Raw genomic sequence first — 24,458 nt, 5'->3', positions numbered from 1 at the left:
TCTCCCATACTTAGTAAGTAGTAATACTTATGAAAGTATAAGTACTTTGGGATGTGCGCATAAGAGCTGTGCGGGTGATGTGCCTTACGTGTTCCTAGGTTGGGTTTTCGGGCTCCGCGAGGAACGAGGCCAGCCGTTGCAGCGCCGGAAGGCTGGCCGCAATCTGTTCACGTTCCTCCGGGAGAAGCCGGTCGCTGGCTTTGATGAGCGCATCCGCCCATGCACCTTCGAGGAGGGCCTTGATCCGTTTGGATTCATCTGTGGGGTGAAGGGAAACGTACCGCTTGTCCGTGGCGTCCTTGACCCGCGTCACCAGTCCGGCCGCCACGAGCTCACGTAATTGGACACTCACATTGCTCAGTTGGCGGCCCAAACGGGACGCTACCTCAGCCACAGTGGCACCCGGATGGCTTTCAATGACGCGGAGGATCTCCAGGACGCCGTTGGAAATGGGCCGGACGCCGGTTTCGTTGAGCGACTTACGCCGAATATCGGACGAAATATCGATCATGCACACGGCCAATGCCTTGTGGTCCACCGGCTTTTCTTCCATCCGTCAAGCATAGGTGGGGACGCCCTGCCGAGCCGCCGTTGCTTGCCCGCAGTACGTACCTGCCTGCAATAGTGGAAGCATGATCAACCAGCAACAGCTGTGGGACAACGAAGCGGCCAAGCAGTACGACACCCCCGGGGAAGGCATGTTTTCACCCGACGTGCTGGGCCCTACGGTGGAGGTCCTGTCCGAGCTGGCGGGCGATGGTGCGGCCATTGAGTTCGCCATTGGTACCGGTCGTGTCGCCATCCCGCTCGCGGAGGCGGGAGTCCAGGTCAGCGGCATCGAGCTGTCCCACGCGATGATCGCAAGGCTCCGCGAAAAAGTGGACGAGGACCGCATTCCAGTGGTCCAGGGCGATATGTCCCGCGTGCGGGCAGAGGGCAGCTTCACACTGGCATTCCTGGTCTTCAATACCATTGCCAACCTGCTGACACAGGACGAACAAGTCCGGTGTTTCGAGAATGCTGCCAGCCATCTGACGCCCGGTGGCCGGTTCGTCGTCGAGCTCTGGGTGCCGCAACTGCGATCACTGCCTCCGGGACACGGAGGCACGGTGGAGGTTAGCCAGCCCGGGTATCTCCTGGTGGATACCTACGATGTGCTGCGGCAACACGTCGTCTCCCACCACGTGCGGTTCGGTCCTGACCTGTCCGATGGCCGGGATGCGCGGATTGGGCGGACACCCCACCGCTACATTTGGCCGAGCGAACTGGACCTCATGGCGCGGATAGCCGGATTCGAACTCGAAGCCAGGTGGGCTGGTTGGGACCGCAGCGAATTTACGGCAGATTCGCGGAGCCACGTGTCCGTCTATAGGCTCATTGAACGCTAGGGTCTGGTCAGAAGGCCAGCAGGAATGACTCGGAAATGACGGCCGGGAACAACTGAATGAATACGCCCAGCACCACAAGGTAGACGAAGACATCCACGATATCGATCGGGCGGATCCGCATGCGGTGAGCGGATCAACGCCGCCAGCGGTGGACTAGTGGAACGGCCGCTCGTAGTCGGATTGCTAGGCTGGACTCATGACCCGTCGACTTGCAGCACTTTCCGCCGTCCCCCTTTTGCTGCTGCTCGTCGGTTGCGGAGCCGTGGAAGAGGCTGCCACAAGCGCAGCCAGCGATGCAGCCTCAAAGGTGGCCACTGCCGCCGCTGATGAGGTCACCAAGCAGGTTTGCGCAGTGGTCCAGGATGGGTTGGTCAGCGTTCAGGACAAGCAGGTCCTTGCCGGGCTTGTCTCGGCCGCCAGCACAGCTGGCGTCCCCGCAGAAATCACGACGCCGTTGAACCAGATCGCCGAAGCAGGAGACGAAGTGCCGGCTGAGTCAGTCCAGGCACTGAAGGACGCCTGCGCACCGTAGTAATTGACCGTAGTAATTGCTGGGTGATGCGGTGGCTTCCCGAAGCGCCCGGTATCCCACAGATTCGCCTCTAGGTGCGGACGAGTTGCCCGCGGGCACGATGAGGCGGTTCCTGTCTTGCAGGCGTTGGCCTCTCGGTACCCGATGATGCTTCGCCATCCGATGATGCTTCGCCATCCGATGATGTGGCATCGCTTTCGCCTCTTAAGGCACGCTCATACCCCGGTAGTGGTGGCGCAGTGGATTGGTACGTATGCCCCGTTGGTGTGCTGAGCTCCATGGTGTGGGCCTCTCCTGCGAGCGGTTTGGTGGTCCAGCCGGGATTTTCCTTGGTGTGGTTGCAGGCTTCACAGAGTCCTGCGCCGTTGGTCAGGGTGGTGGTGCCCCCTGAGTGCCAAGGGATCACGTGGTCGATGTGCCGGATGGGCGCGTCGCAGTACGGGGTGCGGCAGGTGTGGTCCCGGGCTTCAATGAAGCGCCGGAGTCGTGGCGGGAAAATCCTTGCTTTGGAGTCCATGCTGAGGAGCTCGCCTGTGGTGGGTGCTGTGTAGAGCCGGCGTAGCCACACGGTGAACTCATCATCCTGCGCACCCGTGGTTAGAAGCCCGCCCGGCGTTTCTTGGAGCCCGGCAGGCGCCTGCCTGTGCGGCGCTTCCTGAGGCCCCGTTTGCCCCTGCCTGTTTGGCGGCTCATTGCCGGTGCCGAGCATGGTTCTGGCCCACTGTGCCGGGACGATTCCGTACCCCTTGAGCCGGGCTGGTTCGCTGTCGCCTTGGAACAGGGTGCGGTCCGTCATCACAAGGTCCAGGTTGATCCCGGAGAACCCGCCCGGGGTTCCGGTGACCCGCTCCACCAAGGTGTCGGCCATGAGCTGGCCGCGGGAACGGGAATCGCCGCGGGAACGGGCTGAGTCCGCCGCCCGGGTCAACGCCGCGTATGCAGCCACACCCTGAGCCACCGGAAGCAATGCCGTGAGGTAGGTCATGGTGTCCGGAGCGGGTCGCAGGCTCACTGTTCGTTCGGTGGCTGCGTGGCTCGCACGACGAGCCGCCGAGCGGGGATCACGACGGTACGCGGCAGCCTTCGCAGCAGCGATGATTGCCCGGTCGCCTTTCCCTTCGAAAGTCCCGGCATCGGGAGCGAGTTCTTCATCCACCGCACACCGGTCCTCAACCGACAAACACGCTGTTTCCTTCACCAGCAGCGTGGCCCGCCATTCATTGAGCTGTCCGGATTCCAGGGCGGCCAGTGTGCGGGGCATCTCGGTCACCACAGCCTTCGCGAAGCCCAACAACCGGGATCCCCGGTTGGGGGACTCCCGCCGAGCCAACGCCACCTGAGCACCCACACCCTGACCCTGCTCCGAAGCCGGAACACCAGCAGCAGCCTGTTCCTGTCGTTGGGCAAGATCAAAGGCCACAGCCATTCGTGCCTGCAGCCCGCTGATGGCCGACTTCATGTTCTCCAGCCCGCGGATCTGTTCGATCAGCTCGCCGCTGGAGCTGCCAAAAGGAACAGAGCCAAGAAGTGCGATCAGGTCAGAAACCCGGGGCGCTGCCGAACCAGACAGAGGCGCTGAGGCTGGGGGCGTGGAGTCGTCCGGCAGAGGTTTCGCGGCTCGATCGAGCACATCGCCTGACGGCGTCTGCGTTGCCCGAATCTTCTCCATGCCTCAACTCTTCCAGCAGGCAGTTGAGCCTATAAGACCCCACCCGGCCTATGTGGAAAAGCACCCGGATTCGCGCCCAAAGGAGCACGTGGAAGCGAGGAGCTCCTGCCCTTCTGCGGTGTGTGTGACGGTTAACCCCGGCTCGTCACCGGTGGGCGGAAACCCCTGCCCCCAAACCTGCCCCAGCCCCCGCCATAACACCCCGGGCCCGAACGGTGATGGCCGCACCGAGAACCAGGGCAGCAGCAACAGCCGCGGCGACCGCCGTCGGGAATGACTCGGGTGCGTCGGTGCTGCGGCCAACCGTGATCCATACGAGGCCCCAGGCGATGGCTGCCGCCAGGGCCAAGCGGCCGTGGCCCTTGATGGCCAAAGCGATGCCTACGACCGCTACTACCACCAGTACGGCAACAGACCAGATTTCGGGACGCAGACCCAAGCCGGAGAAGCCGGAAGCCTTCAAAGCCGCGGCGATGTTGGCGCACACGGCCACACTGGTCCACCCCAGGTACAGCCCCAACGTTCCGTCAACCACTATGGCCTCAACCCACGAGGCAGCGCGGCTCTGGCTGTAGCGGAGGAACGCCAGGACAAGGGTCACCAGCAGCGCCAGGATGATCACGACACTGACCAAGAGCAAGCCGGCCTGTACGGACAAAATCCAGGCCGCATTCAGGACCATGGAGACTGCCACGATCCACCCCAACGAACGTTGCCGCGAGTTGGCCCGCTGTGAAGGCAACCACTGCCACACGGTAAAGGCCACCAGCCCGGCGTAAACAACTGACCAGATGGAGAAGGCAGGAGTGGCTGGCGCAAGGAGGGTGGAGTCGGCCGCCAACGCTCCGCCGGCAGCCTGCGCTATGGGGGTTCCGCCAAAGACTCCGACGCCGATCATCGAGCCAACAATGCAGATCACCAGGCTGACGGTCACTGTGATCTGCCGGGCCAGATCCGTGCTTCGAGTTTCCATGTGCAGGGCCTCTTTCCTTATGGGATGTGCGGTGTCATGCATTAGGGAGGTAGGTGACTTAGTATCAAAATGCTAGTAAGACAAGCTTTACGTTTATCGAAGGAACAACGGATGGACTCGGAAGGCCACGCAAAGGGCTACTGGTACGGCAAAGACCCAGGTCAGAAGGCAATTGCCATTGACGTGCTGAACGCCTTGCGGGATTACCGCGCCTCCGAGCAAGCGATGCGCCGACGGACGCGATCCTCCATGGGGATGGGTGAGAAGGACTTGCTGGCCCTGCGCTACTTGTTCGAAGCCGAGGCTGCCGGCAAAGTGATGAAGCCGAAGGACCTGGGCGACAAGCTGGGGATAACGTCCGCATCCATGACCACGCTGATCGACCGCCTGGTGGAGTCCGGCCACATACGCCGCGAGCCGCACCCCACGGACCGTCGCGCCCTGATCCTAAAGGCAACGCCGGGATCGGACAAGGAAGTGCGGCATACCTTGGGCGGAATGCACCGCCGGATGTTGGACGCGGCCTGTGCCTTGAACCCGGACGAGTCGCAGATCGTGGTGAACTTTCTGCAGCACATGCGCGAGGCCCTGGACACCATCGACGAAGACCCCCAGGAACCGTCCCAGTCATGACGTGAGGCTCCACTGCAGGATGAAAATGAGTGTCACCAGGAATCCCGAACCGTAGTTGAGCCAAATGAACCGGCGCCAGGCCACATTGGTGCGTGCCGCCGTCGTGTCCGTGACGTTCCAGTAGGGCGCGCAATTAGCGATGTACGGGACGGCGATGATCGCGGCCAGCGGCCCGGGCCACGGCGTGGCCAGCATGGCCAAACCGGCAACAAGCCAGAGTCCGACGGCGAGCCTCACCGTCCGGCGTGCACCGATGACTGTTGCTATGGAGCCGATGCCGGCCTGCCGGTCGGGTTCGATGTCCTGGACGGCGCCGAAGGCGTGGGCCGCCATGCCCCAGAGGAAGAAGGCGGCCAGCAGAACGAGGAGACCCGGCGTCACGTCGGCACCGGCCAGCGCCAGGCCGACGACGGCGGGACTCACGAAGTGCGTACTGGACGTCAGAGAGTCCAAGACCGGGCGTTCCTTGAAGCGCAGGCCGGCCACGGAGTAGGCCACCACAGCGAATGCACTCACGGCCAGGCTGATCCACGCCACGGGCCCACCCGCGAAGGCGAGCACCAGAAGGAACGGCACGTTGGTGATCGCCGCGAGCCAGAGCATGGGCCGGTGAAGGTGCGGCTGGAGGAGCGCACCTTCGATGCCGCCCTTGCGCGGATTCTTGAGGTCCGACTCATAGTCGAAGACGTCGTTGATGCCGTACATGGCCAGGTTGTAGGGGATCAGGAAGTAGAAGGTGCCCACGATCAGTACCCAGTCGATCTCCCGTGTGGTCAGCAGCATGGCCGCGGCGAACGGATACGCCGTGTTGATCCAACTGACCGGGCGGGACGCGAGCAGTGCTTGTGGCACCAGGCCTTTGAGGTTGTGTCCCGCACTCCGGGATTCGTCACCCCGGCCTCCGGAACGCTTGCGCGTCAGCCACATCCACAAGCCGGGCAGCGCCACCACGCCAGCCAGCGGATAGGCGAAGTCTTCGATGGGCGCCAGCCCAACCTTGAGGCCAAGAATGTGTGAGGCGTCGTAGTGGAAGAGTTCCATGCCGATCATGACGGAGTCGAACACTGCCGTGAGGACGGCCAGTGCGGCGAATGCGAGGGCAACTGCTTTCCAGTGGTTGGCTGCCTCACCTGACCGCGCTTCACCTGACCGCGCTTCACCTGACCGCGCTTCACCTGACCGGTTGCCCTGGCGGGCAAAAATCACGCCCGCGACGACTGCTGCCGCGATGAAGGCAAGGGCGAGCCACAGGTAGGTCATACGATCTCACGCTCCCGCTCGCTCTCCCTGCGTCTGGCAGGGATCCGGTCAAGCAGACGACGCGCGCCCGTGTACAGGACCATGGTGCACAGCACCAGGAACAGCAGGAACACGGGTTCTTCAAGGGGCAGCTCAGGCGCGATCAGCAGGCCGGTGGCAATGGTTCCTTCACCGCGGAGGAAGATCCCCAGCCCGATTCCTGCAAGGTCCCAGGCTAGGAGGAACAAAACCCCGACGACGGTCACGATCGCCGCTGCTTTGGCGTCGCGCCAGAAGAACAAACGGAAGCGGTGGTCAAGCAAGAGCATGCAGGCGATGCCCAGCACCAAGGAGAGCAAATAGAGAACACCCATTAGCCAATCCTGCTGGCTACAGGCCTCGCGGTTATAGGGCCGGGGCTGTGATCGCCGCGGATCCGCTTCAAAACCAGCTCTGCACTGATCAAGCACATGGGGACACCGACGCCGGGTGCCGTGGTGGCACCGGCGTAGTAGAGGCCGCGTACGCGCTTGGAGGCATTTTGGGCGCGAAACATGGCACTCTGCCGGAGAGTGTGTGCGGGTCCCAGCATGCCGCCGCGCCAGGAGTTGTAATCGCGGGCGAAGTCGGCCGGGCCGATGGTGTGCCGCACGACGATGCGCTCGCTGAGGTCCGGGATGTTGGCCCACTGGGCGATCTGGTCGATGGCGGCGTCGGCGGTCCGTTCGATGAGGAGATCGCCGCTGCCATCAGGGCCGCCGGCCCCAAGGGAGGGATCGGCAGGGACGGGAACAAGGACAAATAGATTCTCGTGGTTCTGCGGTGCGACACCGGCGTCGGTGGCGCTGGGTTTGCAAACGTAGAGGGATGCCGGGTCCGGGATGCTGGGCTCCTCGCCGAAGATCGACGCGAAATTCGCTTGCCAGTCCCGGGTGAAGAACAGGGAATGATGGGGCAGCTCCGGGAGTTTGCCCTTGACGCCCAACATCACCAGGACTGCCCCGGGCCCACTGGTGCGGCTCTGCCAGTACTTGTTGCCGTAACTGCGGTCCCGGACGCCGAGCAGTTGCGTTTCGGTGTGGTGGAGGTCGGCGCCGGAGACTACTTGGTCTGCCACGCTGTAGTGCTCTGCGCCGGAACTGTCGCGCCATTTCACGCCCGTGACCTCACGGCTATCCTTGCCGGACAAACCGGCGGGAAGGTTCAGGCCGTCAAAGCGCCCCAGTTTCTTGATGTGCGCCGCTTCACGGGTGGTGATTTTGAGGGCCTCCGCACCTGTGTGGATCCGCACGCCGGCAGCCAGGGCCAAAGCTTCCAGCCTGCCCACAAGCTCCCAGAAGCCGCCCATGGGGTACTGCACTCCGTCGCCAAGGTCCAAAGCGCTCATCAAGTGGTACATCGCAGGAGCAGCAGACGGGTTGGTGCCAAGAAAAACAGCCGGGTATCCCAGCACCTGCCGGAGTACCGGGTGCTGGAACCGTTGGGCGACGTACTTGTCCAACGGAGTCAGGAGAAGCTGTGCCAGCTTGGGCAGGCTCCGCACTACCTCCGGTTGGAGCAGGGCAGGCAGCTTGGTGAACGGGTTGTAGAGGAAGAAACGTTCAGCCATCTCCGTCGTGTGCCGCGCGGAGGCCAGGTACGCGGAGAGTTCCTTGGCGCTGCCGGGCTCAACCCTTTCGAAGGTCTCCAAAACCTGATCGCTGCCCAACGGGACAGTGAGCGGATCCGGCCGTACGCCGTCGTGATTTGGTTCGCTGAAGACGCGGTACGCGGGGCTGAGCGTTCGCAGGTCCAACTGTTCCGCAGTGGAGGTGCCCAGCAGATTGAAGAAATGGTCGAACACACCAGGCATGAGGTACCAGGACGGGCCGGTATCAAAGCGGAAGCCGTCCCGTTCGAGGCTGCCCGCGCGCCCGCCTACCCGCTCGCGCTGTTCGAGGAGCTGGACCTCGTGACCTTCGTGGGCCAGGAGGGCGGCGGTGGCAAGCCCGGCAATACCACCGCCGATCACTACTGTGCGGGTCATCGGTGCAGCTCCATCCAGGTTGAGGCCACGGCCCGTGCGGCCAGCCCGGCTTTCACGGCATCCGGCACGCGGACACGGGAGCGGTAAAGCTCATCGACGGTGGTCTGCTCAATCCTGTCCGTCAATGCCGAGAAGAGGGCAAGAGCGCTTCTAACCGCGGCCCGGGCGTCGTGGGGCAGCAGGGGAATGACGGCGCCCGCGTCTGCAAGTTGGGCGCGGATAGTGCCCACCCATTCAATGCGGTCACGGTCCTCAAGGTGGTCCGAAGTGCCAAGGTAACTGCGCCCGAGCCGGTGGGTGTCGTCCGCCAGATCGCGGAGGAAGTTGATGTTTTGGAAAGCAGCACCCAACCTTCCGGCGCCGTACTCCAGGGCCGCAGCGTCGGCGTCGTCGATGTTTTCCTCCCGCATGAAGACACGCAGGCACATCAGCCCAACCACCTCGGCCGAACCGTGCACGTAGCCTTGGTGCGCCTCGGAATCGAAGCGCAGGGGCACGGCCGGCGCAGCGCTGCGCTCGCCGAGATCGGTACGCATGGAGGCGAAGAAGGGGTCGATGAGTGTTTCATCAATGCCGGCCGCGCGGGCGGTCTGGGCGAAGGCGTGGATGATGAGGTCGCTGCTGTATCCGATGTTGACGGCGCTGTGCGTTTCATCAATGAAGTGGGTGAGGGCCTGGCACTGCTCCTCATAACTAAGGCCGGCTTCGGCGGTGACTCCGTCCACCAACTCGTCAGCCACGCGTACCAGGGCGTAGATGTTCCGGACGTGCTGGCGGTGCCTGGGGCCGAGCAGCCTGCAGGCCAGGCCGAAGGAAGTGGAGTAGGCGGCGATCACCTGGTTGGCAGCACGCTCGGCGGTGCGGGTGAAGTGAGTTAAGGAAGTATCGGTGGCGATACTCATGATTGCCGTCCTTCCAGTTGCGCCGCGAGGTCCAGCAGGACGTTCCGGGCACTCGGCGGAATCGTGTTGGTCAGCAGGTGGTTGAAGGCCTGCAGTTGCTCATCGATGAGCCCTTGGACGAAGGTCTCCGCCCCGCAGTCGCTCAGGCACTGGCGGACGTGTTCGGCTTCTGTCCCGTTGAGTTCCGGGCTGCCGAAGAACGGCTCGATGTCCGGCCACGCGCTGGTGGTCCGCGCGTGGGCAATGATGGCGGTTTCCTTGCCCTCGCGGAGGTCGGAAAAAGGATCCTTGCCGTGGCGGCGAGGATCCCCGAAGGTGGACAAAAGATCGTCCTGGAGCTGGAAGGCGAGCCCCAGATGCCTGCCGGCCGTGGCCAGCGCGGTCTCGACGGCGAAATCAGCACCGGAAAGCGCTGCGGCGGCACGCAGCGGCAACTCGAAAGTGTACGTTGCCGTCTTGTAGCCGCACATCACCAGGATGGTCTCCAGGTCAGGGGCGATGATGCCGTCGCCAAGGCCCACATCCAGCTGTTCGCCGGCTACGGTCTCGTTGATGGTGTGTTCCAGAAGATCGAGGAGCCGCAGGCGCAGTTGATGGGGAAGGTCGGCCCGGGCGAACGCCTGGTGGGTGGCGGCCAGCAGCATGTCGCCCATGAGGATTCCACCGGTTTGTGCCCAATGGAGATCGCTTCCGGTGCGTGCGCCGTCAATGTTGTCCGGAAGTGCGCCCGCTTCAGCAAGGAGGGAGCCGATCAGGTTGGGGTGCCCGCGGCGGACGAGGTCGCCGTCAATCACGTCGTCGTGGAGCAAGAAGGAATAGTGGAGCAGTTCGATGGCCGCGGAGATGGTGATGGCGGTTTCCCGCTGCTCTGGCGGTGTGGAGCCGGGCGGTTTCAGGGCGTCGTAGGTCTCCATGAGCAGCAAGGGGCGGACGAACTTCCCGCCCAGGACATTTTGGCCGGCAAGCGCCCACAGCCGGGCGAAGTGGGGTCCGTAAGCCGTCGCGGCGCCGGCCCTTTTGCCGATGAGCCCGCTGAGCTCATTTTCGACGGCGGTGCAAAGCTCGGTGCGGCTGCTGAGCGCGTTGGAGGTGATGGTCATGCCCGCGCTCCGCTGTGGAGCGGGAGTGCGCGGGCCTCCAGGAGCTGCGGAAACTGCAATCCGAGCCACGGACTGAATGCCGAAGGCGTGTGGTCCAGGGCTTCGGCGAGCAGGGCGGGTGAGATCCAGGCCCAGTCGGCTACCTCACTGGGGTTTGGCTGGAGCGGGCCGCTGATCCGTGCCACGAAGACGGGACAGACCTCATTCTCGACGATTCCAGTGGGGTCCACTGCCCGGTAGCGGAAGTGGGGGAGGACCAGTTCGATGCGGTTTGCGTCCACTCCCAGTTCAAAGTGGGCCCTCCGCATGATGGCATCTTCAAATGCTTCACCCGGTCCCGGGTGCCCGCAGAAACTGTTGGTCCATACGCCCGGCCACGTTTTCTTCTCGGGTGAGCGGCGGGTGAGCAGTACTTCTCCGGCGTCGTTCAGCAGGTAGCAGGAGAAGGCGAGGTGGAGCGGGGTTTCCAAGGTGTGAACGGCCGCTTTGGGGGCCTCGCCGATGGGTGTTCCCGCGTCATCCAGGAGGACCACCATCTCTGTCGCGTTCATTGTGCGCCTTCCTCCAGGAACCTTTGCCTCGCCGCAGCCGGATATTGCTAGACAAGCTAGAAGAAAGGCTACCATGTAGGAAGTTAGGTGTAACATACTCAACATGTCCAGTCCTGAAGAGATTCCTGAAGAAGCCGGGACCCCGGTTTCCTTCGGCATCTATCACCTGGACGCCAACGATCCCCATCAGGAACTGGTGGACAGATCAGGGCTTTCCGAAGAGGACGTCCAGCAGATCAGCCACCTCATGGCAGCGCTGGGCAGGCTGCGGGAAGCTGAACAGCGCCTCTCGGACGCCTCCTTGCGATACATGAAACTCAACCAGTCCGACATGCGCGCATTGCACTACCTGATTGTTTGCGCCAACCATGATGTGATCGCCACGCCGGGCGCAATAGCGGCGCGGCTCCACATCTCGACGGCGTCAACCACCAAGCTGCTGGACCGGCTGGAACGGGCGGGTCACGTCACGCGACGTGCCCACCCCTCCGACCGTCGGGCCCTTGCCATCGCGATCACCCCCGAGACGCACGAGGCCGCGATGCGGACCGTCGGTCGGCAGCAGGCAAAGCGGTTCCTGGCCGCAGCGCGGCTGACATCCACGGAACGGGACACGGTGATGCGGTTCCTGGATGACATGGCGGAGGAGATTGACGTCTCCGACGACGCCTGGGCAGGTTCCGCTCCTAGCCAGTAGTGGTGAACGGCAACACAAGCCTCGACTGATGCGCCGCGTCCCGGTAGATCTTGTGCGTGACGGGTCTGCCCACCGGCAGGTGGAAGGCATCCGGCGGGAGCAGGGCATTGTGCTCGTCAGCCAGGGGCTCGCTGTTCGAGAGCTCCACGGTCAGGTGATGGCCCGGTTTGAACGTGTTGGCGAACGGGTAGAGGCGCAGCACGTACTCTTCGATCTGCCCGGGTTCCACCGGAATTGCCCTGGTGTGCGGGTGGTACGGGCTGCCCTCGGTGGTCCGTTCGTCCAGCTCACGGTGTGATGCCTTGAGGTATCCGCTGGTGATCAGTTGGCGTTTGCCGTTGGGCGCGTAGTCCCACAGCCGGAGGATGAAGTTGGTGTCCGGCTGGTCGATTTCTGCGAAGATATGTGCGGCACCGGCCCCGATCATCTCCGTATCCTGCTCAAACGGCGGCGTGCTCCAGCTGAGGATTTCCACCTTGTCCGTCACGGTGAGGGGAGCTTGGTAGAAGCCGTCCGGTGCAGCGTACTCCGCACCCATCAACTCAGGTTCGGTGGAGAGCTTGTGCCGGGGGCGCAGGTAGAGCGAGGTGTACTCGATATCCTTCGGCGGCCATTGATCGGCAGTGACTACCTCGCGTGAGCCCTCCACGAAGACACTGACAGCCGGCTCGTCCATGATGCCGTTATCGATGCCCTTGATCCAGTAGTCATACCATCTGAACATCTTGTCGTGTTCTTCGATGAACGGCCGGGACTGCATGGGCGGATAGGGCCCGATATCGAGTTTTCGAGGACCTTTCAGCGAGTCGAACAATTCGATGGTGCCATCCATGGTCCACCCCCGGCCCTGGTCGATCTGCAGCCACACCGGAATGTCGATATTTGGCGCGAGGGTGACGGGATTCCGTTCCTCGTACCACTCGCCATCGAGTTCGTTCATGACGATGTCGAACCAGGCCTCATGGTTCTTGGGGTAGTTCAGCACATGGACCAGATTGGGCCAGGCGGCTACGTCCGGGTCCTTCAGGCGCTGTTGGACGAGGTCTTTCAGTTCGTCGGGGGAGTACTTCTCCATCATGCGCGACTTCACATTGTCCGTGAACGCCCAGCCCGAGTCCCCACCGCGGCCTTCCCGGGCAGCGCGCGGCATGAACCACATGATGCCGCCGTGGTACGTGGTCTCGTAGAAGTCGTAGTGGCCACCGGAAACGAAGATCGCCTTCAGGCTCGGCGGGCGCTCGGCCGCAGCGAGGACCTGCATGGAGCCGAAGTAGGAGATGCCCACCATGCCCACGTTGCCATCGCACCAAGGCTGTGCGGCTACCCACTCGATGAAGTCGTAGGCATCCTGGCCCAGGGAAACCCCGCCGGCGTTGTAATTGCCGATGTGCTCACCGCCGGAATGGCCGGAGCCGCGGAGGTCGCCGATCACATGGACGTAATCCTCCTGCACGATCCGGGCGATGTCGCCCGCTTCTATGCATCCATCCCACATCGGGCTCGGCCGACGCTGTGGAGGGGTAGTCAACGCCAGCGCCTGCAACTCCTTGCCGTAGGGGCTCAGGGCAACCAGCGCTGGCCGGGGTTTCTCCTCGGTGCCCTGGTAGGCGTCCGCCGCGAGTTCGATGCCGTCCCGCATGGGGACGCGCAGGTCCTTCCGGACCGCGATTTTTTCGCCGCCGGCACTGAGAAACTGGATGTCATCCATGGGTAGCCTTCCGTTCAAACCGGTTCGAAAAGTGTGTGGTGTACCCGTGCAGGGTGGTGAAGAACGGAGACGGTTCCAGGCTGGGGTCTCCGGTGTAGCCAAGGTCCTCTGCCACTGCGGCGAAAGGCGAGTAGGCCGACGTCGTGCCTTCCAGCCCTGCTTCAAGGCAGCGGCACGCGGCGCTGCTGACGCGGGTTTCGACGTCGATGCTTTCCTGGAGGGCGCGGCGCGCCTGTGTTTCGTCAAGCTCGACGCCGAACGGCTCACCATCCGCGCCCCGGTACGGATGACCCAGGTAGAGGTGCCACGGCCGGATGTCATCGCGAAGGTACTGCAGGCTGGCGCGGTACGCCGCCGGATCCACAAATCCCGGAAAACCGTTGGCCGCTCCGTGAACCTGGACGGCGTCGCCCACGAACACATCGTTCTGGCCGTCGATGACATAGGCCACCGAGCCCGGAGTGTGTCCCGGTACTGAGTGGACAGACACTGTCACGTCACCGCCCAGGGAAATGGTTTCGCCGCCCTGGACCAGCAGGTCAGGCTCCATTTCCCCGGAGATGACGGCGTCCGCCGCGGCGCCAACCCGGGACGCGCCGTCGGGGTCCGTTAAGTACTGCCCGCGGCCAGCCAGGTATTCGTCCACATGGGCGCGGCGTGACCGCAGCATCGGCGCGTCGGCTTGGTGGATGACCACCTTGGCCCGCCGTCCCGTGAGCTCCCACAGGGCATGGGCTCCGCCGATGTGATCGATGTGCCCGTGGGTCAGCAGGATCCAACGGACGTCCTCTATGCGGCGGCCGATCGCTTCCAGTGCCGGGATCATGCCCTCCGCGGGTGAGGACGCGATTCCGGTGTCCACAATGGCGGGCTCGGGAGCGTCGATGTAGAAGCTGTACAGGCCAAAACGGCCCCACGGAGAGACGAGCGGATGAACGCGTACTGGCTGCGTCATTTCCCGGGACTCCGGTTCAGGAATTCCGAGGTCTCCGCGAACACGCGGTGGAACTCCGGGATCCAGGAGAAGTTCTGGATGAAGCCGTGGTTGGCGCCGCTGTACCGGCTGACCGTGGTGTCCACGCCCGCCTCGTCCAATCGCCGTCCGTACAGTTCGCCTTCGTCCCGCAGGGGATCGAACTCGGCGGTGACGATCAGCGCAGGTGGCAGCCCGGTGAGGTCCGCCCGCTTGATAGGGGAGACGAGCGGGTCGCCCGGCTCCGCACCGCCGTCGAGATAGAAGGCGTTGAAGGGCTTCAGACCGGCCGTCTCCAAGCCGTAGCCCTCAGCGTTCTCGCGCAGGGATAGGTATCGGTTGGCATCGAAATCCAGGTCCAGCGACGGGTAATACAGAATCTGGTGGGTGATGTGGTGGAAGCCGTCATCGTGCGCTTTCGCGGCGACCGCTGCCACGAAGTTTCCGCCCGAACTGTCTCCGGCAATGGCAAGATTCCCGCCGTCCCAGCCGAGGCTCCCTCCGGTGGATGCAGCCCACCGGACCACGGCATAGCAGTCCTCCAGCCCAGCAGGGAAGGGTGCTTCGGGAGCCAGGCGATAACCGACTGAGATGACTTTATGGCCGGTTTCCGACGCCAGTGCCCTGGCAACGTGATCGTGGGTGTCCAGGCTGCCCAGGAAGAAGGCGCCGCCGTGGAAATACACAATAATGCTGTGTTCCGCCGCGTCGGTGGGCGTATAAATCCGAACCGGAACCTCACCGGCGGAGGTCACCGCTGTGGCATCGACGACGGCGTGGAGCGGCAGCCGCTGATCGGCGGGCAGGATCCGGGCTGCTTCGTTTGCGCGCAGTGCGGCGGGGTCCAGCGGCGAACCGTCGGGAGCAGGGAGAGTGGCGAGGATTTTGGCGATCTGTGGGTGGAGTGGCATTCCGGGCCCGTCCTTAGGCGTTGGCCGGGAAAGCTGAGTCCACTGCATCGGCGTGCCAACCCTGACGGGATACGCGCTGCAGTTCATCAGTCACCGGCTTTCGGGTGGCCTGGTAGATGGACAGGGCATCCTGCACGGAGTCGCCTTGGATCATCGCGTCAGCGAAACCGCCGGCGTCCAGGATGGCCGAGTTGGCACCCTGGCCCTGGTGGTGCAGCATCGCGTGGGCGGCGTCGCCCAGCAACGCCACGGAGCCGGTGTGCCAGGAATCGATGGGATCGATGTCGAACACTGAGCGGCTGGTCACCGTGCTCAGGTCCAGTTCCCGGGCAACCTGGACGATCCGCTCGTCGAAACCTTCCAGCAGCTTCACCAGGTATTCATTGGTGATCTCCGGTGCCCAAGAGGCGTCGTCGGAAGCGGCCGTGATGTCGTACGAGAGCTCGCCGCGGTGCCGCAATGGCAGGTTGTAGGCGATGGTGCCGTTGCTGCCCATGTAGAAGCGCGGATTATCGTCCGTCACCAAGCCGTGGGCGTCCTCGATCGAAATGACAGCGCGGTAGGCGTGCTCGCCGGAGAATACGGGTTCTTTCTGCGAGAAGAGCTGATGGCGAACTGTGGAACGAATGCCATCCGCGCCGATGACGAGGTCAGCTGTGACAACCTCGCCGTTCTGGAAGGTGAGCGTGGCATGGTTGCCATGGTCCTGGATGGTGTTCAGCTTGTAGCCCAGATGCACCATGCCCTCGGGGAGGGCGCCGAGCAGGGCGTCGATGAAGTCTCCGCGGTGGATCATTCGGTTGTGATTGACCTGCTGGTAGGCCCGCAGGAACGGCCATTCCTCCTTCGCGAGGATGTGGCTGCCGTCCGCCGTGAGGATTTCGAGGTGGTCGCTGGGCGAGCTCACGGCGGCGATGCGGTCAAAGATGCCCCACGTGCGGAACAGTTCCACCGACGGCGGGCGAAGGCCGATGCCCGCGCCCACCTGGGCCAACGCGGGCGCTTGCTCGTAAACGTGAACGTTCTCTGCGCCGATATTCTGCAGGGCTTTAGCTACCGAGGCTCCGCCATAGCCGCCGCCGATGATGGCGATCTTGAGGTTCTTGATCTCTGAAGTCTTCATGGGATTCTGTGCTTTCTGGGTCAGGCGCTGAGAGTGAGGAAGGTGGCCGGGTTGTCCACGAAGATCGTCCTGATGGCGTCTTCTTCCAAGCCGGCTTTGCGGAGGTCCGGGATGAGGTCCTCGAAGATGTAGTTCACGGTGTGGCCCTTCACGCCGGCCCACCCGAGCGGGCTGCAGTTGGCGTCGGCACCGGCCAGGGCCTTGTCCAGATGGCCTGCGTTGAGGAAGCGGAGGAAGTGGTCCAGGCGTTCCTGCCTGGGGCGGGCCCAGAAGGGAGGGTCTTCCAGCTCGGTCTCGTAACCGAAGGTGTCGAATCCCACCCGGCCTCCTTGCTCCGCGATCCAGGTGTCCCGCGTGTTTTCGGCGTTCACACCGTCGTCGACGTGTCCGAAGAGGACGCGGTCCAGCGGCAATCCTTCCTCCTGGAAAATGGCAATGGCATTCTCGGCATCTATGGCCAGATGCGTCAGAACAGGGGCTCCGGTCTGGATGGCTGCGCGCGCGGCCGCCCGGTAGATCCGCTTGTCCAGGTCCGTCATGCGACCACCGCGGCTGACGCCCACCTTGATGACGCCGGCGCGGCTGCCCGTGGTGCCGATGCCCACACTGATCTCGTGAATGAATACCTTGGCCAGGTAGTCCACCGAAGCGCGGGCAAAATGCGGCAGGGCGGTGTCTCCGCCCACGAAGCCAGTGCAGGCAACAATGTGGACTCCGGTCTTGGCGGACAGCGACTTGTAGTAGTCAACGTCGCGGCCGTTGCAGATGCCGGTGGCATCCACGAAGGTGCCGCCACCGTACTCGTGGAAGGCGCGGAGTTTGGGTACCGTCTCCGCGTATCGTTCCTCCGGCGTCTTCCACCAGGTGGTATCCAGCTCGCTGCCGGGCATGCCGTATCCGATGTGCTCGTGGATGGCCACGAGTCCCAGCTCTTCAGCCGGGATGGTTCCCAGCACTGTGTTTACTTTTGACACGTCTATTTCCCCCTTCAGGAATGTGTGAGGAGTTCGCGGGGGTTGTCCACCAGGATCCGGTGGGCATCCTCGTCGCTGAGGCCCTGTTGCTTGAGGAACGGCACGAACGTTGACAGGACGTGGCTGAACGGGAGGTGGTACTCCGGCAGCCCCTTGGCCACGCCGATGGCATTGCTGGAGAGGATGATCCGGTGGCTGTGGCCTGCGTTGACGAGTTCCATGACCAGGCTCGTCCGTTGGGCATCGTTGATGTAGTTGGGGTGGTCGTTGAGGCCCACGTGGTCCAAGCCGACGAACGCTCCGCGCTTGGCTACTTCCAATGCGGCACCATCGGCATCCGCACGGTCCAGCCCGCCCACCAGCACGCGCCCGGCAGGCAACCCCTCGTCCAGGACGATGCCCAAGTCATGCAGGGCATCGGCCCCATAGCGAATGGACAGCGGCACCCCGGTGTCCAGGGCGGCCCTCGCTGCGCCCCGGAACAAGCTCTCCTCCGTGGGAGTCATTCCGTTGGGATCAGCCGTTGTGGTCACGAGCCCGGCGGGTCCCCGGCGCTCCACCCGAGGCACCACCATGCCCTCGGTGATCTCCTTGCTGAAGAGCTCAGCGAACCTTTCTGCGGGCCATGGCGTGGGTGGATTTGTCTGGGGAGTGAGGAAGTAGCCGCCCAACATCTCTTCGGGGCCCATGCCGGTGGAGGCGATGATGTGCACGCCAGTGGCGCGGGAGAGTGCTTCGTAAAGTTTCACGTCACGGCCGTGGAACATGCCGGTGCTGTCCACGATGGTCCTTCCGCCGTGTTCGCGGAAATCCCGGAGCTTGGCCGCCAGGACCTCGAAGATCTCCGCCCGATCAATGGCGATATCCGGGGCGAACTGGGCTCCGGGGACCACGGAAAGCAACGCTTCGTGGACGGCGGTGACGCCGAGTTCGTGGGCCGGCACGGGGCCGAGGACCGTAGTGACGGTCTCATGGACTGTCGTGGCGACGGCTGCCGACACATCGACGGAAAGTGGGTAGATCACTGGCTTCTCCCTTGAAGTCCTGGGTGCTGATGTGCAGTCAGCATCACACAAATCTTTACACAGTGTCAAAGAATTAATCTCAACGTATATCTCTTGACATGACGTAAAGCTTGCATCCAGACTGTGAGCGAAAGCACTCCATTCCACAATCGACCCGAAACAAGGGAGTTTCATCGATGAGCCAGACCATTTCAGTGTCGAGCCGCGGCTCCGTGCCAGCCACCTTTGTGGCCGCCTACAGCGCAGTTACCCTCGCCCAAATCACCAACGCCCTACCAGGCGCGCTCAACGGAACGTTCGCCGTCGAGTTCCAAACATCCGGTGCAGGACTGACCTGGATCGCCGGCATGTTCATGATGGGAATCGTGGTCTTCGAGCTCAGTTGGGGACTTCTGGGTGACCTCTTCGGGCGCAAGAAGTTGCTGTACGCCGGAGCCGGGCTCAGCGTCCTGGGGTCCGTCGTGGCGGCCACTGCCACCACCACAGGGATGATGATCGCCGCTCAGGCAATCGGTGGCATCGGGGCAGGCATCCTGTTCCCCATTTCGCTGTCCATGCTGGCCGCCATCACTCCCGATCACAGGGCCCGGGCCAAAGCAATCGCCACCTGGGCAGGCTTCCTGTCCCTCGGTGCCGTCATCTCGCCCCTGCTGGCCGGGTTCACGGCGCAGTTCTTCACCGTTCCCGGCGCCACCGCAAGCCAACCCAATGCCTTCAGCGGGTGGCGCGTGGCCTACCTGGCAGCTGCAGTGATCGCCGTCATCGTCTTCCTCGTTTCCCTCCGGGCCAAGGATTCCGCGGCCGCCAAGGGACGCGCGCTGGACCTGCCTGGCCAAATCACCTTGGCTTTGGGACTCATTGCCGTGCTGTTCGCCACCGTCCAGGCAGTTGACGCCGGCTTCGGTGCCATAGAGGTGGTGGCCAGTTACGTGGTGGGCGGCATCCTGCTGACGGCCTTCGTCATCATCGAGATGCGCACAGAGCAGCCCCTCATCCATCTCTCCCTATTCAAGAACAGCGCCTACTCCATCACGGGCATCGTTGCGGTCACCGGCATGTTTGCGTTCCTCGCCATCTGCTACAGCACCAGCGTCGCCGTAGGTGGCCTCGCGCTCGCCGAGGCGTGGAAAGTGGGCGTGCTGTTCGTCTTCATCCAAGGCCCGGCGTTCGTCCTCATTCCCGTGGTTGGATGGCTCATCCACCACGTAGCTCCGCGGTGGGCGCTCACCGGTGGGTTTACCCTCATGGCTGTCTCCGGCTTCTGGCTGTCCACCTTCTCCCTCGGCACGCCCGAAGCCTTCGGCGGCACAGCCTGGACGGCGTTTATTCCGCCGCTCCTCATTCTCGGAATCGGCTTCGCCCTGACGGTCGGTTCCGTCACCGCCGTCGCCATCAATACCGTGCAGCCGCAGCACATTGGCATGGCCTCGGCCACCACCAACCTCCTGCGCGATCTCGGCTTCGCGCTGGGTCCGGTCATCGGCTCGGCCATCGCCTTCGGAGTGGGCGCCTCGGCCTTCGCAGCTCCGCTTAACAGGATCCTCGGCGGTACGGGGCTGCCCGCAGATGCCGTGGCCGGTCTGGCCCATGTGCCGCCGCTTGGCTATCTCTCCGGATGGGACGGCATGGTGGGCCAAGCCTCCGGCGAGGCGGCAGCTGCGGGCGCTTCCAGCCAGGCTGTGGACGGAATGACCCAGGCCCTGGCCTCTGTCCAGCAACAGATCCAGGGCGTTGCCGGAACCTCGCTGGGCGAAGGCTTCCACGTCGTCTACCTCGTGGCCGCCATTGCTGCCACGGTCTCGGCCCTCCTGACCGTCTTCATCTCCTCCAAGTCGGCGGCACCCGCGCCAGCCGCTGCCGCCGCTCCAGCCGCTGCCGCCGCTCCAGCCGAGACAACCACGTCCGAACCCGCGATCTGAAAGGGCCAACACCGTGACTGCTCCCACCGCATCAGACCTGGACATCTGGGACGATCAGCTCCTGATTGATCCCTACCCCGCTTACGCGAAACTGCGCGAACAGGGCGGCGTAGTCCACTTGCCCAAGAACCACCTCTACGTCATCACCCGTTATGACGCCATCCGCGAAGTCCTCGGCGATCCCGCCACTTTCTCGTCCACAACCCTCGGATTCAATCCCATGGTGAACGACGCCCTCCAAGGCACCTCCCTGGCCTCCGATCCACCCACCCACACTCAGCTGAGGGCCACTTTGTCGGAGAACCTGACGCCACGGGCTCTCCGCGGCCTGAAAGTGGTGATCGACCAGAAAGCGGACAAGCTCGTGGCGGAGCTTGTTGCCACCGGCAGTTTCGAGGCCATTGACTCGCTGGCACGCGCCTTCCCGCTGGAGATCGTGGCGGACCTCATCGGTTTCAACGGGCATGTCAAGGGCAACATGCTGCGCTGGGGCCAGGCCGCGATGCAGGTCATTGGACCCATGAACCAGCGCACCCAGGAGAGCTTCCCCATCGCGGGTGAACTGTACGGCTGGTGCTCCTCCGTGACGGCCCAGGACCTTACCCTAGGCTCCATCGGCCGCGGGATCTTCGATGCCGAAGCGCGTGGAGACATCCCCCAGGGCTCCGCGGGGCACATCATCCACCAGTATCTTGGTGCCGGCGTGGACACTACCATCGCGTCAATCGGCAACATCGTGGCACTGTTCGGACGCCACCCCGAGCAGCTGGAACTGCTCCGAGCGAAGCCCGCACTTGTCCCGGCGGCCTTCGCGGAGGTGCTGCGCTACTGGGCGCCCATCCACATCTGGGGCCGCACCACCACGGTCCCAGTGGAGCTGGATGGCGTGACCATCCCTGCCGGAGCCCAGCTGGGCCTGCTCATCGGCGCCGGCAACCGTGATCCGAGGCACTACGAGAACCCCGACACCTTCGACATCACGCGCAACCCAGTGGACCACCTGTCCTTCGGCTACGGCCCTCATGGATGTGCAGGCCAGGGCCTTGCGAAACTCGAGGCCCACGCGATCATCGATGCCCTTGCCCGCCGTGTGCAAAGCCTGGAGCTGGGCCGCGAAGTCCGGGAACCCAGCAACATTACCCGGAGCCACGAGCAGCTCCAGGTGCTGAAGGTGGTGGCCGCATGAGGATCCACCTGGACCGTCCGCGCTGCGAAGGGCACGGACTTTGCGAGGAAGCCGCGCCCACGCTCATGCACCTGGACGACGACGGCGAACTCCTGATCGACGCCCCGGACGTTGACGGGGCCGATCTCGACGCCGCTCAAGCCGCCGTCCGCGTCTGCCCGGTGGCAGCGCTCAGGTTGGAGGCGGCGTGACCACTGGCAAGGCAGCCCCCATGCGCCGGATCGTGGTGGTGGGAAATGGCATCGCAGGGCTCACTGCCTGCGACTCACTCCGGGCGGCAGGCTTTGACGGCGAACTCACCGTGGTGGGCGCCGAGCAGCATCAGCCGTACAGCCGCCCGGCGTTGTCCAAAGCGCTGCTGCACGTCGGCGAGGACAATGTCACAGCGCATCATCTCCCCGCGCCCGGCCACCAGGCCATCGAGCTGCTCGGTGTCGGCGTTACGGGTATGGACGTGGATGCCAGGCTGCTAACGCTCGACGACGGCGGGCAGCTTCCGTACGACGGCCTGGTCATCGCGTCCGGGGCCCGGGCGAAACGGCTCGCAGGTGATCCAGGGGGTGACAACGCACGCGTATTCACCCTCCGCACCGTCGAGGACGCCATAGCCCTGAAAGAGCGCATCACCGGACGCCCTTCCGTGATCGTGGTGGGTGGTGGGCCGCTCGGGATGGAAATTGCCTCCGGCTGCCTTGACGCCGGGTGCCAGGTCACGATGGTCGCGAGCGGCCCGCCGCTGGCCCGTCATCTTGGCGGGCACCTGTCCGGCATCTTCGTCGCAGCAGCCCTGCGGCGCGGGTTGAGGCTGGTCACCAGCGGCACAGCACGCCTGATGGGAACAAACGAACACTCACCGCACGACGCCGGTGCCCGGGTTGCTCTGGCGGATGGCACCGAACTGGGGGCTGACATTGTGGTGGCCGCCATCGGTGATGAGCCCAACGTCGGCTGGCTGACCGGCTCGTCTCTCCTGGAGGGAGGGGCTTTGCGCGTGGACTCCCGGGGCCGCCTCCGGCCGGACATTGTCGCAGCGGGCGACGTCGCGTACTTCCCAACACGGCTCGGGCTACGGCGGGTCCCGCTGTGGACGAGCGCCATTGACCAAGCCAAGGTCGCCGCCGTCGGACTTCTTCGAGGTGACGCCGCGCCGGAGGGTGACCTTCAGCCCTATTTCTGGACTGAGGGCTTTGGTCTGTCGCTCAAGGCGGTGGGTTTCACGCCGGTGGAGGGTGCCCCGGACTATTGCGACCCAGGCGGTGACTCGGAGTCGTTGCTCATGAGCTGGTACGGCAGCGGCGGTCAGGCCGGGGCGGGTAATCCGGGTACCGCGGCGGCCATCAATTACCGGATACCCATCCCGAAACTCCGCGCATTGGCGAACAAAGGACCAGGAGTCCTCCGGCCAGGAGAGGCGACCTTGCCCCGATAGGATTGGGCCATGTCCTCACTGCGCGAAGCCCAGAAGCAGCTGACCCGCGACACCATTATTGACCGCGCGCTGGAGCTCTTCACCCACAAGGGTTATGCCGCCACCACCATTGATGAGATCGCTGCTGCCGCCGGTACAACACGCGTGACGTTCTACGCGTACTATCCCTCGCGCAGTGATTTGATGAAGGACTTCATGGCGCGGGTGAACACGGTCCTGGACCGTGCCAATGGTCCGGACAGCGCGTCCACCGCAGCCGATTTGGTGGAGGTGGTGTGCTCGGGCGAGCTGCCCGGAATCCTGGCCTGGCTGGAATCCCGTGCTGCGCTGTGGCCCGTCTTCCGCCCCTACCTCGACGTCCTGGACGAAGCCGCGGCTGTGGACCGTGAAGTGCGGACGCTGGTGGAGGGGTGGCACGAGGAAGTCATCTCAGACCTTGTTCGCGGCATGGAACTGGCTGGCCGGTTCCCTGAGGAAACGCGGCACATCCGGGGGACGCTTGCCTTTACCCAGCTGGACTACGTGGCCACCCTCTGGACGCGCCGGAAGATGGAGCCCAACCGTGAACATGCCTTGGAAGTCCTGGCGGATGCCTGGTTCCATTTGCTGTGCGACGAGCGCTGAAACTCCAGTAGCGCTGAAATCCTCATACCGCTGAAATCTAGTACAGGAAGATCGGCAGCCACTCCCGGTTGTGTGCGTGGACCAGCGCCAGGAACAGCACAAAGTCGAAAAGCAGGTGCACGGACACCACATAGGTGAATGACTTGGTGAGTTTGAAGGTGTACCCCTGCAAGAGCGCGAACGGGAACGTCAGCAGCGGACCCCACGACTGGTAGCCGATCTCCCACAGGAATGACGAGAACACCACGGCTTGCAGGAGGTTGGCCAGCCAGTCGGGGAAGTGTTGGCGCAGCAGGGTGAACGTGGTGCAGATGAAGAACAGTTCGTCCCAGATTCCCACGGCATTGACGCCCACAAAGAGCCGCCAGAAGATCTGGGGATCGGAAGCATCCGGCCAGTTTTGGTAGACCCCCGTGCTGATCAGGTACACCGGCAGGATGAAGTAGCCCAGCGCTACGACGCCCATCAGGTACAGTTTTGCGGCCAGCGGCCATTTACGGCCCGTATTTACCGGGAACCTGATGATGTCTTCACGGTAAACGAAGCGGGACACCAGCCAAGGAACCAGTACAGCCAGCGCCAAGGCTCCGCCCATGAGTGCCATGTGTTCGGTGCTTAGGTCCGCATTGAGTGGAACCAGGCTGAAGATGGTCATGCCTGCCGCGATCAGGGCCAGGTGCCGCATCAGACGCAGGTCAATGACGGCGGCAGTGACCACGCTTGTGGCCAGGAGGCCGTATCCCAGCAGTTCGTTGCCCGGCGTCCTGAGAGGTAACGATGCGAAGAGTGGCACGCCGGACAAGGAAAGCAGCAGGGCGGGCAGCAGTTTCCAGCTGAGTGCGGTCCGGGGTGCGTCCGTCGAAAGGGAGGTCACCT

At 63.8% G+C, this 24,458-nt stretch carries 25 protein-coding genes; 9 read left to right on the top strand and 16 right to left on the bottom strand.

Going from position 1 to position 24,458, the window contains the following annotated elements; translation table 11 throughout:
• Positions 1 to 94: 94 nt before the first annotated feature.
• Complete coding sequence (locus tag BMY91_RS16365; RefSeq protein WP_090823780.1) at positions 95 to 553, bottom strand: MarR family winged helix-turn-helix transcriptional regulator; 459 nt, start codon at positions 551 to 553, stop codon at positions 95 to 97.
• A 79-nt stretch (positions 554 to 632) separates the two neighbouring features.
• Between BMY91_RS16365 and BMY91_RS16360 the strand changes: the two genes are divergently transcribed.
• Both BMY91_RS16360 and BMY91_RS16355 read left to right on the top strand, forming a co-directional pair.
• Entirely contained in the window at positions 633 to 1,388 is a 756-nt protein-coding gene (locus tag BMY91_RS16360) for a class I SAM-dependent methyltransferase (RefSeq protein WP_090823778.1), read from the top strand.
• A 196-nt stretch (positions 1,389 to 1,584) separates the two neighbouring features.
• Positions 1,585 to 1,920 (top strand): hypothetical protein, encoded by a 336-nt coding sequence (locus tag BMY91_RS16355; RefSeq protein WP_090823777.1) that lies wholly within the window; start codon positions 1,585 to 1,587, stop codon positions 1,918 to 1,920.
• Positions 1,921 to 1,990: 70 nt separating this feature from the next.
• On the opposite strand, the gene BMY91_RS16350 is transcribed toward BMY91_RS16355, so the two are convergent.
• Positions 1,991 to 3,589, bottom strand: a complete 1,599-nt coding sequence (locus BMY91_RS16350; RefSeq protein WP_090823775.1) for an HNH endonuclease — start codon at positions 3,587 to 3,589, stop codon at positions 1,991 to 1,993.
• Positions 3,590 to 3,734: 145 nt separating this feature from the next.
• Positions 3,735 to 4,562, bottom strand: coding sequence for a tryptophan-rich sensory protein (locus tag BMY91_RS16345; RefSeq protein ID WP_090823774.1), 828 nt, complete (start codon positions 4,560 to 4,562; stop codon positions 3,735 to 3,737).
• A 111-nt stretch (positions 4,563 to 4,673) separates the two neighbouring features.
• On the opposite strand from BMY91_RS16345, the gene BMY91_RS16340 reads away from it, so the two are divergent.
• Complete coding sequence (locus BMY91_RS16340; RefSeq protein ID WP_177179934.1) at positions 4,674 to 5,195, top strand: MarR family winged helix-turn-helix transcriptional regulator; 522 nt, start codon at positions 4,674 to 4,676, stop codon at positions 5,193 to 5,195.
• Here BMY91_RS16340 and BMY91_RS16335 read toward each other — a convergent pair.
• Genes BMY91_RS16335 through idi form a run of 6 tightly spaced genes read right to left on the bottom strand, consistent with a single transcriptional unit; the run spans position 5,190 to position 11,013 of the window.
• On the bottom strand, positions 5,190 to 6,455 hold the full coding sequence (locus tag BMY91_RS16335) for a prenyltransferase (protein WP_090823770.1): 1,266 nt from the start codon (positions 6,453 to 6,455) through the stop codon (positions 5,190 to 5,192). The two genes, BMY91_RS16340 and BMY91_RS16335, sit on opposite strands and share 6 nt — an antisense overlap.
• A complete protein-coding gene (locus tag BMY91_RS16330; protein WP_090823768.1) occupies positions 6,452 to 6,808 on the bottom strand; it encodes a lycopene cyclase domain-containing protein in 357 nt (118 codons plus the stop codon). The genes BMY91_RS16335 and BMY91_RS16330 overlap by 4 nt, the downstream gene beginning before the upstream one ends.
• A complete protein-coding gene (gene crtI, locus BMY91_RS16325) occupies positions 6,808 to 8,460 on the bottom strand; it encodes a phytoene desaturase family protein (protein ID WP_090823766.1) in 1,653 nt (550 codons plus the stop codon). The genes BMY91_RS16330 and crtI overlap by 1 nt, the downstream gene beginning before the upstream one ends.
• Entirely contained in the window at positions 8,457 to 9,362 is a 906-nt protein-coding gene (locus tag BMY91_RS16320; protein WP_090823763.1) for a phytoene/squalene synthase family protein, read from the bottom strand. The genes crtI and BMY91_RS16320 overlap by 4 nt, the downstream gene beginning before the upstream one ends.
• Complete coding sequence (locus BMY91_RS16315; RefSeq protein ID WP_090823762.1) at positions 9,359 to 10,462, bottom strand: polyprenyl synthetase family protein; 1,104 nt, start codon at positions 10,460 to 10,462, stop codon at positions 9,359 to 9,361. Before BMY91_RS16315 ends, BMY91_RS16320 begins: the two co-directional genes overlap by 4 nt.
• Positions 10,459 to 11,013 (bottom strand): isopentenyl-diphosphate Delta-isomerase, encoded by a 555-nt coding sequence (gene idi, locus BMY91_RS16310; protein WP_090823760.1) that lies wholly within the window; start codon positions 11,011 to 11,013, stop codon positions 10,459 to 10,461. The genes BMY91_RS16315 and idi overlap by 4 nt, the downstream gene beginning before the upstream one ends.
• Before the next feature lie 103 nt (positions 11,014 to 11,116).
• Between idi and BMY91_RS16305 the strand changes: the two genes are divergently transcribed.
• Entirely contained in the window at positions 11,117 to 11,710 is a 594-nt protein-coding gene (locus BMY91_RS16305) for a MarR family winged helix-turn-helix transcriptional regulator (RefSeq protein WP_090823758.1), read from the top strand.
• On the opposite strand, the gene BMY91_RS16300 is transcribed toward BMY91_RS16305, so the two are convergent.
• From BMY91_RS16300 to BMY91_RS16275, 6 genes are read right to left on the bottom strand one after another with little or no spacing between them, the layout of a single operon-like run.
• Positions 11,700 to 13,418, bottom strand: a complete 1,719-nt coding sequence (locus tag BMY91_RS16300; RefSeq protein ID WP_090823756.1) for a CocE/NonD family hydrolase — start codon at positions 13,416 to 13,418, stop codon at positions 11,700 to 11,702. The two genes, BMY91_RS16305 and BMY91_RS16300, sit on opposite strands and share 11 nt — an antisense overlap.
• On the bottom strand, positions 13,411 to 14,373 hold the full coding sequence (locus BMY91_RS16295) for an MBL fold metallo-hydrolase (RefSeq protein WP_090823754.1): 963 nt from the start codon (positions 14,371 to 14,373) through the stop codon (positions 13,411 to 13,413). Before BMY91_RS16295 ends, BMY91_RS16300 begins: the two co-directional genes overlap by 8 nt.
• Complete coding sequence (locus tag BMY91_RS16290) at positions 14,370 to 15,302, bottom strand: alpha/beta hydrolase (protein ID WP_090823752.1); 933 nt, start codon at positions 15,300 to 15,302, stop codon at positions 14,370 to 14,372. Before BMY91_RS16290 ends, BMY91_RS16295 begins: the two co-directional genes overlap by 4 nt.
• A gap of 13 nt (positions 15,303 to 15,315) precedes the next feature.
• A complete protein-coding gene (locus tag BMY91_RS16285; protein ID WP_090823750.1) occupies positions 15,316 to 16,425 on the bottom strand; it encodes an FAD-dependent oxidoreductase in 1,110 nt (369 codons plus the stop codon).
• Between the two features lie 20 nt (positions 16,426 to 16,445).
• On the bottom strand, positions 16,446 to 17,399 hold the full coding sequence (locus BMY91_RS16280; RefSeq protein ID WP_090823748.1) for a phosphotriesterase family protein: 954 nt from the start codon (positions 17,397 to 17,399) through the stop codon (positions 16,446 to 16,448).
• A 14-nt stretch (positions 17,400 to 17,413) separates the two neighbouring features.
• Complete coding sequence (locus tag BMY91_RS16275; protein ID WP_256212789.1) at positions 17,414 to 18,424, bottom strand: phosphotriesterase family protein; 1,011 nt, start codon at positions 18,422 to 18,424, stop codon at positions 17,414 to 17,416.
• A 176-nt stretch (positions 18,425 to 18,600) separates the two neighbouring features.
• Between BMY91_RS16275 and BMY91_RS16270 the strand changes: the two genes are divergently transcribed.
• From BMY91_RS16270 to BMY91_RS16250, 5 genes are read left to right on the top strand one after another with little or no spacing between them, the layout of a single operon-like run.
• Positions 18,601 to 20,343, top strand: a complete 1,743-nt coding sequence (locus BMY91_RS16270) for an MFS transporter (protein ID WP_090823745.1) — start codon at positions 18,601 to 18,603, stop codon at positions 20,341 to 20,343.
• A 13-nt stretch (positions 20,344 to 20,356) separates the two neighbouring features.
• Positions 20,357 to 21,529, top strand: coding sequence for a cytochrome P450 (locus tag BMY91_RS16265; protein WP_090823743.1), 1,173 nt, complete (start codon positions 20,357 to 20,359; stop codon positions 21,527 to 21,529).
• Positions 21,526 to 21,720 (top strand): ferredoxin, encoded by a 195-nt coding sequence (locus BMY91_RS16260; RefSeq protein WP_090823741.1) that lies wholly within the window; start codon positions 21,526 to 21,528, stop codon positions 21,718 to 21,720. The genes BMY91_RS16265 and BMY91_RS16260 overlap by 4 nt, the downstream gene beginning before the upstream one ends.
• The gene (locus BMY91_RS16255; RefSeq protein ID WP_256212788.1) at positions 21,717 to 22,958 is read left to right on the top strand and encodes an NAD(P)/FAD-dependent oxidoreductase; all 1,242 of its coding nucleotides are present in this window, start codon (positions 21,717 to 21,719) and stop codon (positions 22,956 to 22,958) included. Before BMY91_RS16260 ends, BMY91_RS16255 begins: the two co-directional genes overlap by 4 nt.
• 9 nt (positions 22,959 to 22,967) lie before the next feature.
• Positions 22,968 to 23,582: a TetR/AcrR family transcriptional regulator gene (locus BMY91_RS16250; protein WP_090823739.1), complete on the top strand. Its 615-nt coding sequence runs from the start codon at positions 22,968 to 22,970 to the stop codon at positions 23,580 to 23,582.
• Positions 23,583 to 23,619: 37 nt separating this feature from the next.
• Here the strand turns inward: BMY91_RS16250 and BMY91_RS16245 are convergent, their stop codons facing one another.
• Positions 23,620 to 24,456, bottom strand: coding sequence for a CPBP family intramembrane glutamic endopeptidase (locus BMY91_RS16245; protein ID WP_090823738.1), 837 nt, complete (start codon positions 24,454 to 24,456; stop codon positions 23,620 to 23,622).
• Positions 24,457 to 24,458 lie beyond the last annotated feature (2 nt).

Origin of the sequence: Arthrobacter sp. yr096 (assembly GCF_900108925.1) — a bacterium.
Classification (GTDB): Bacteria; Actinomycetota; Actinomycetes; order Actinomycetales; family Micrococcaceae; genus Arthrobacter.
Note: the sequence above shows the minus strand (reverse complement) of the source record. Positions and strands in the feature narration are given on the sequence as shown.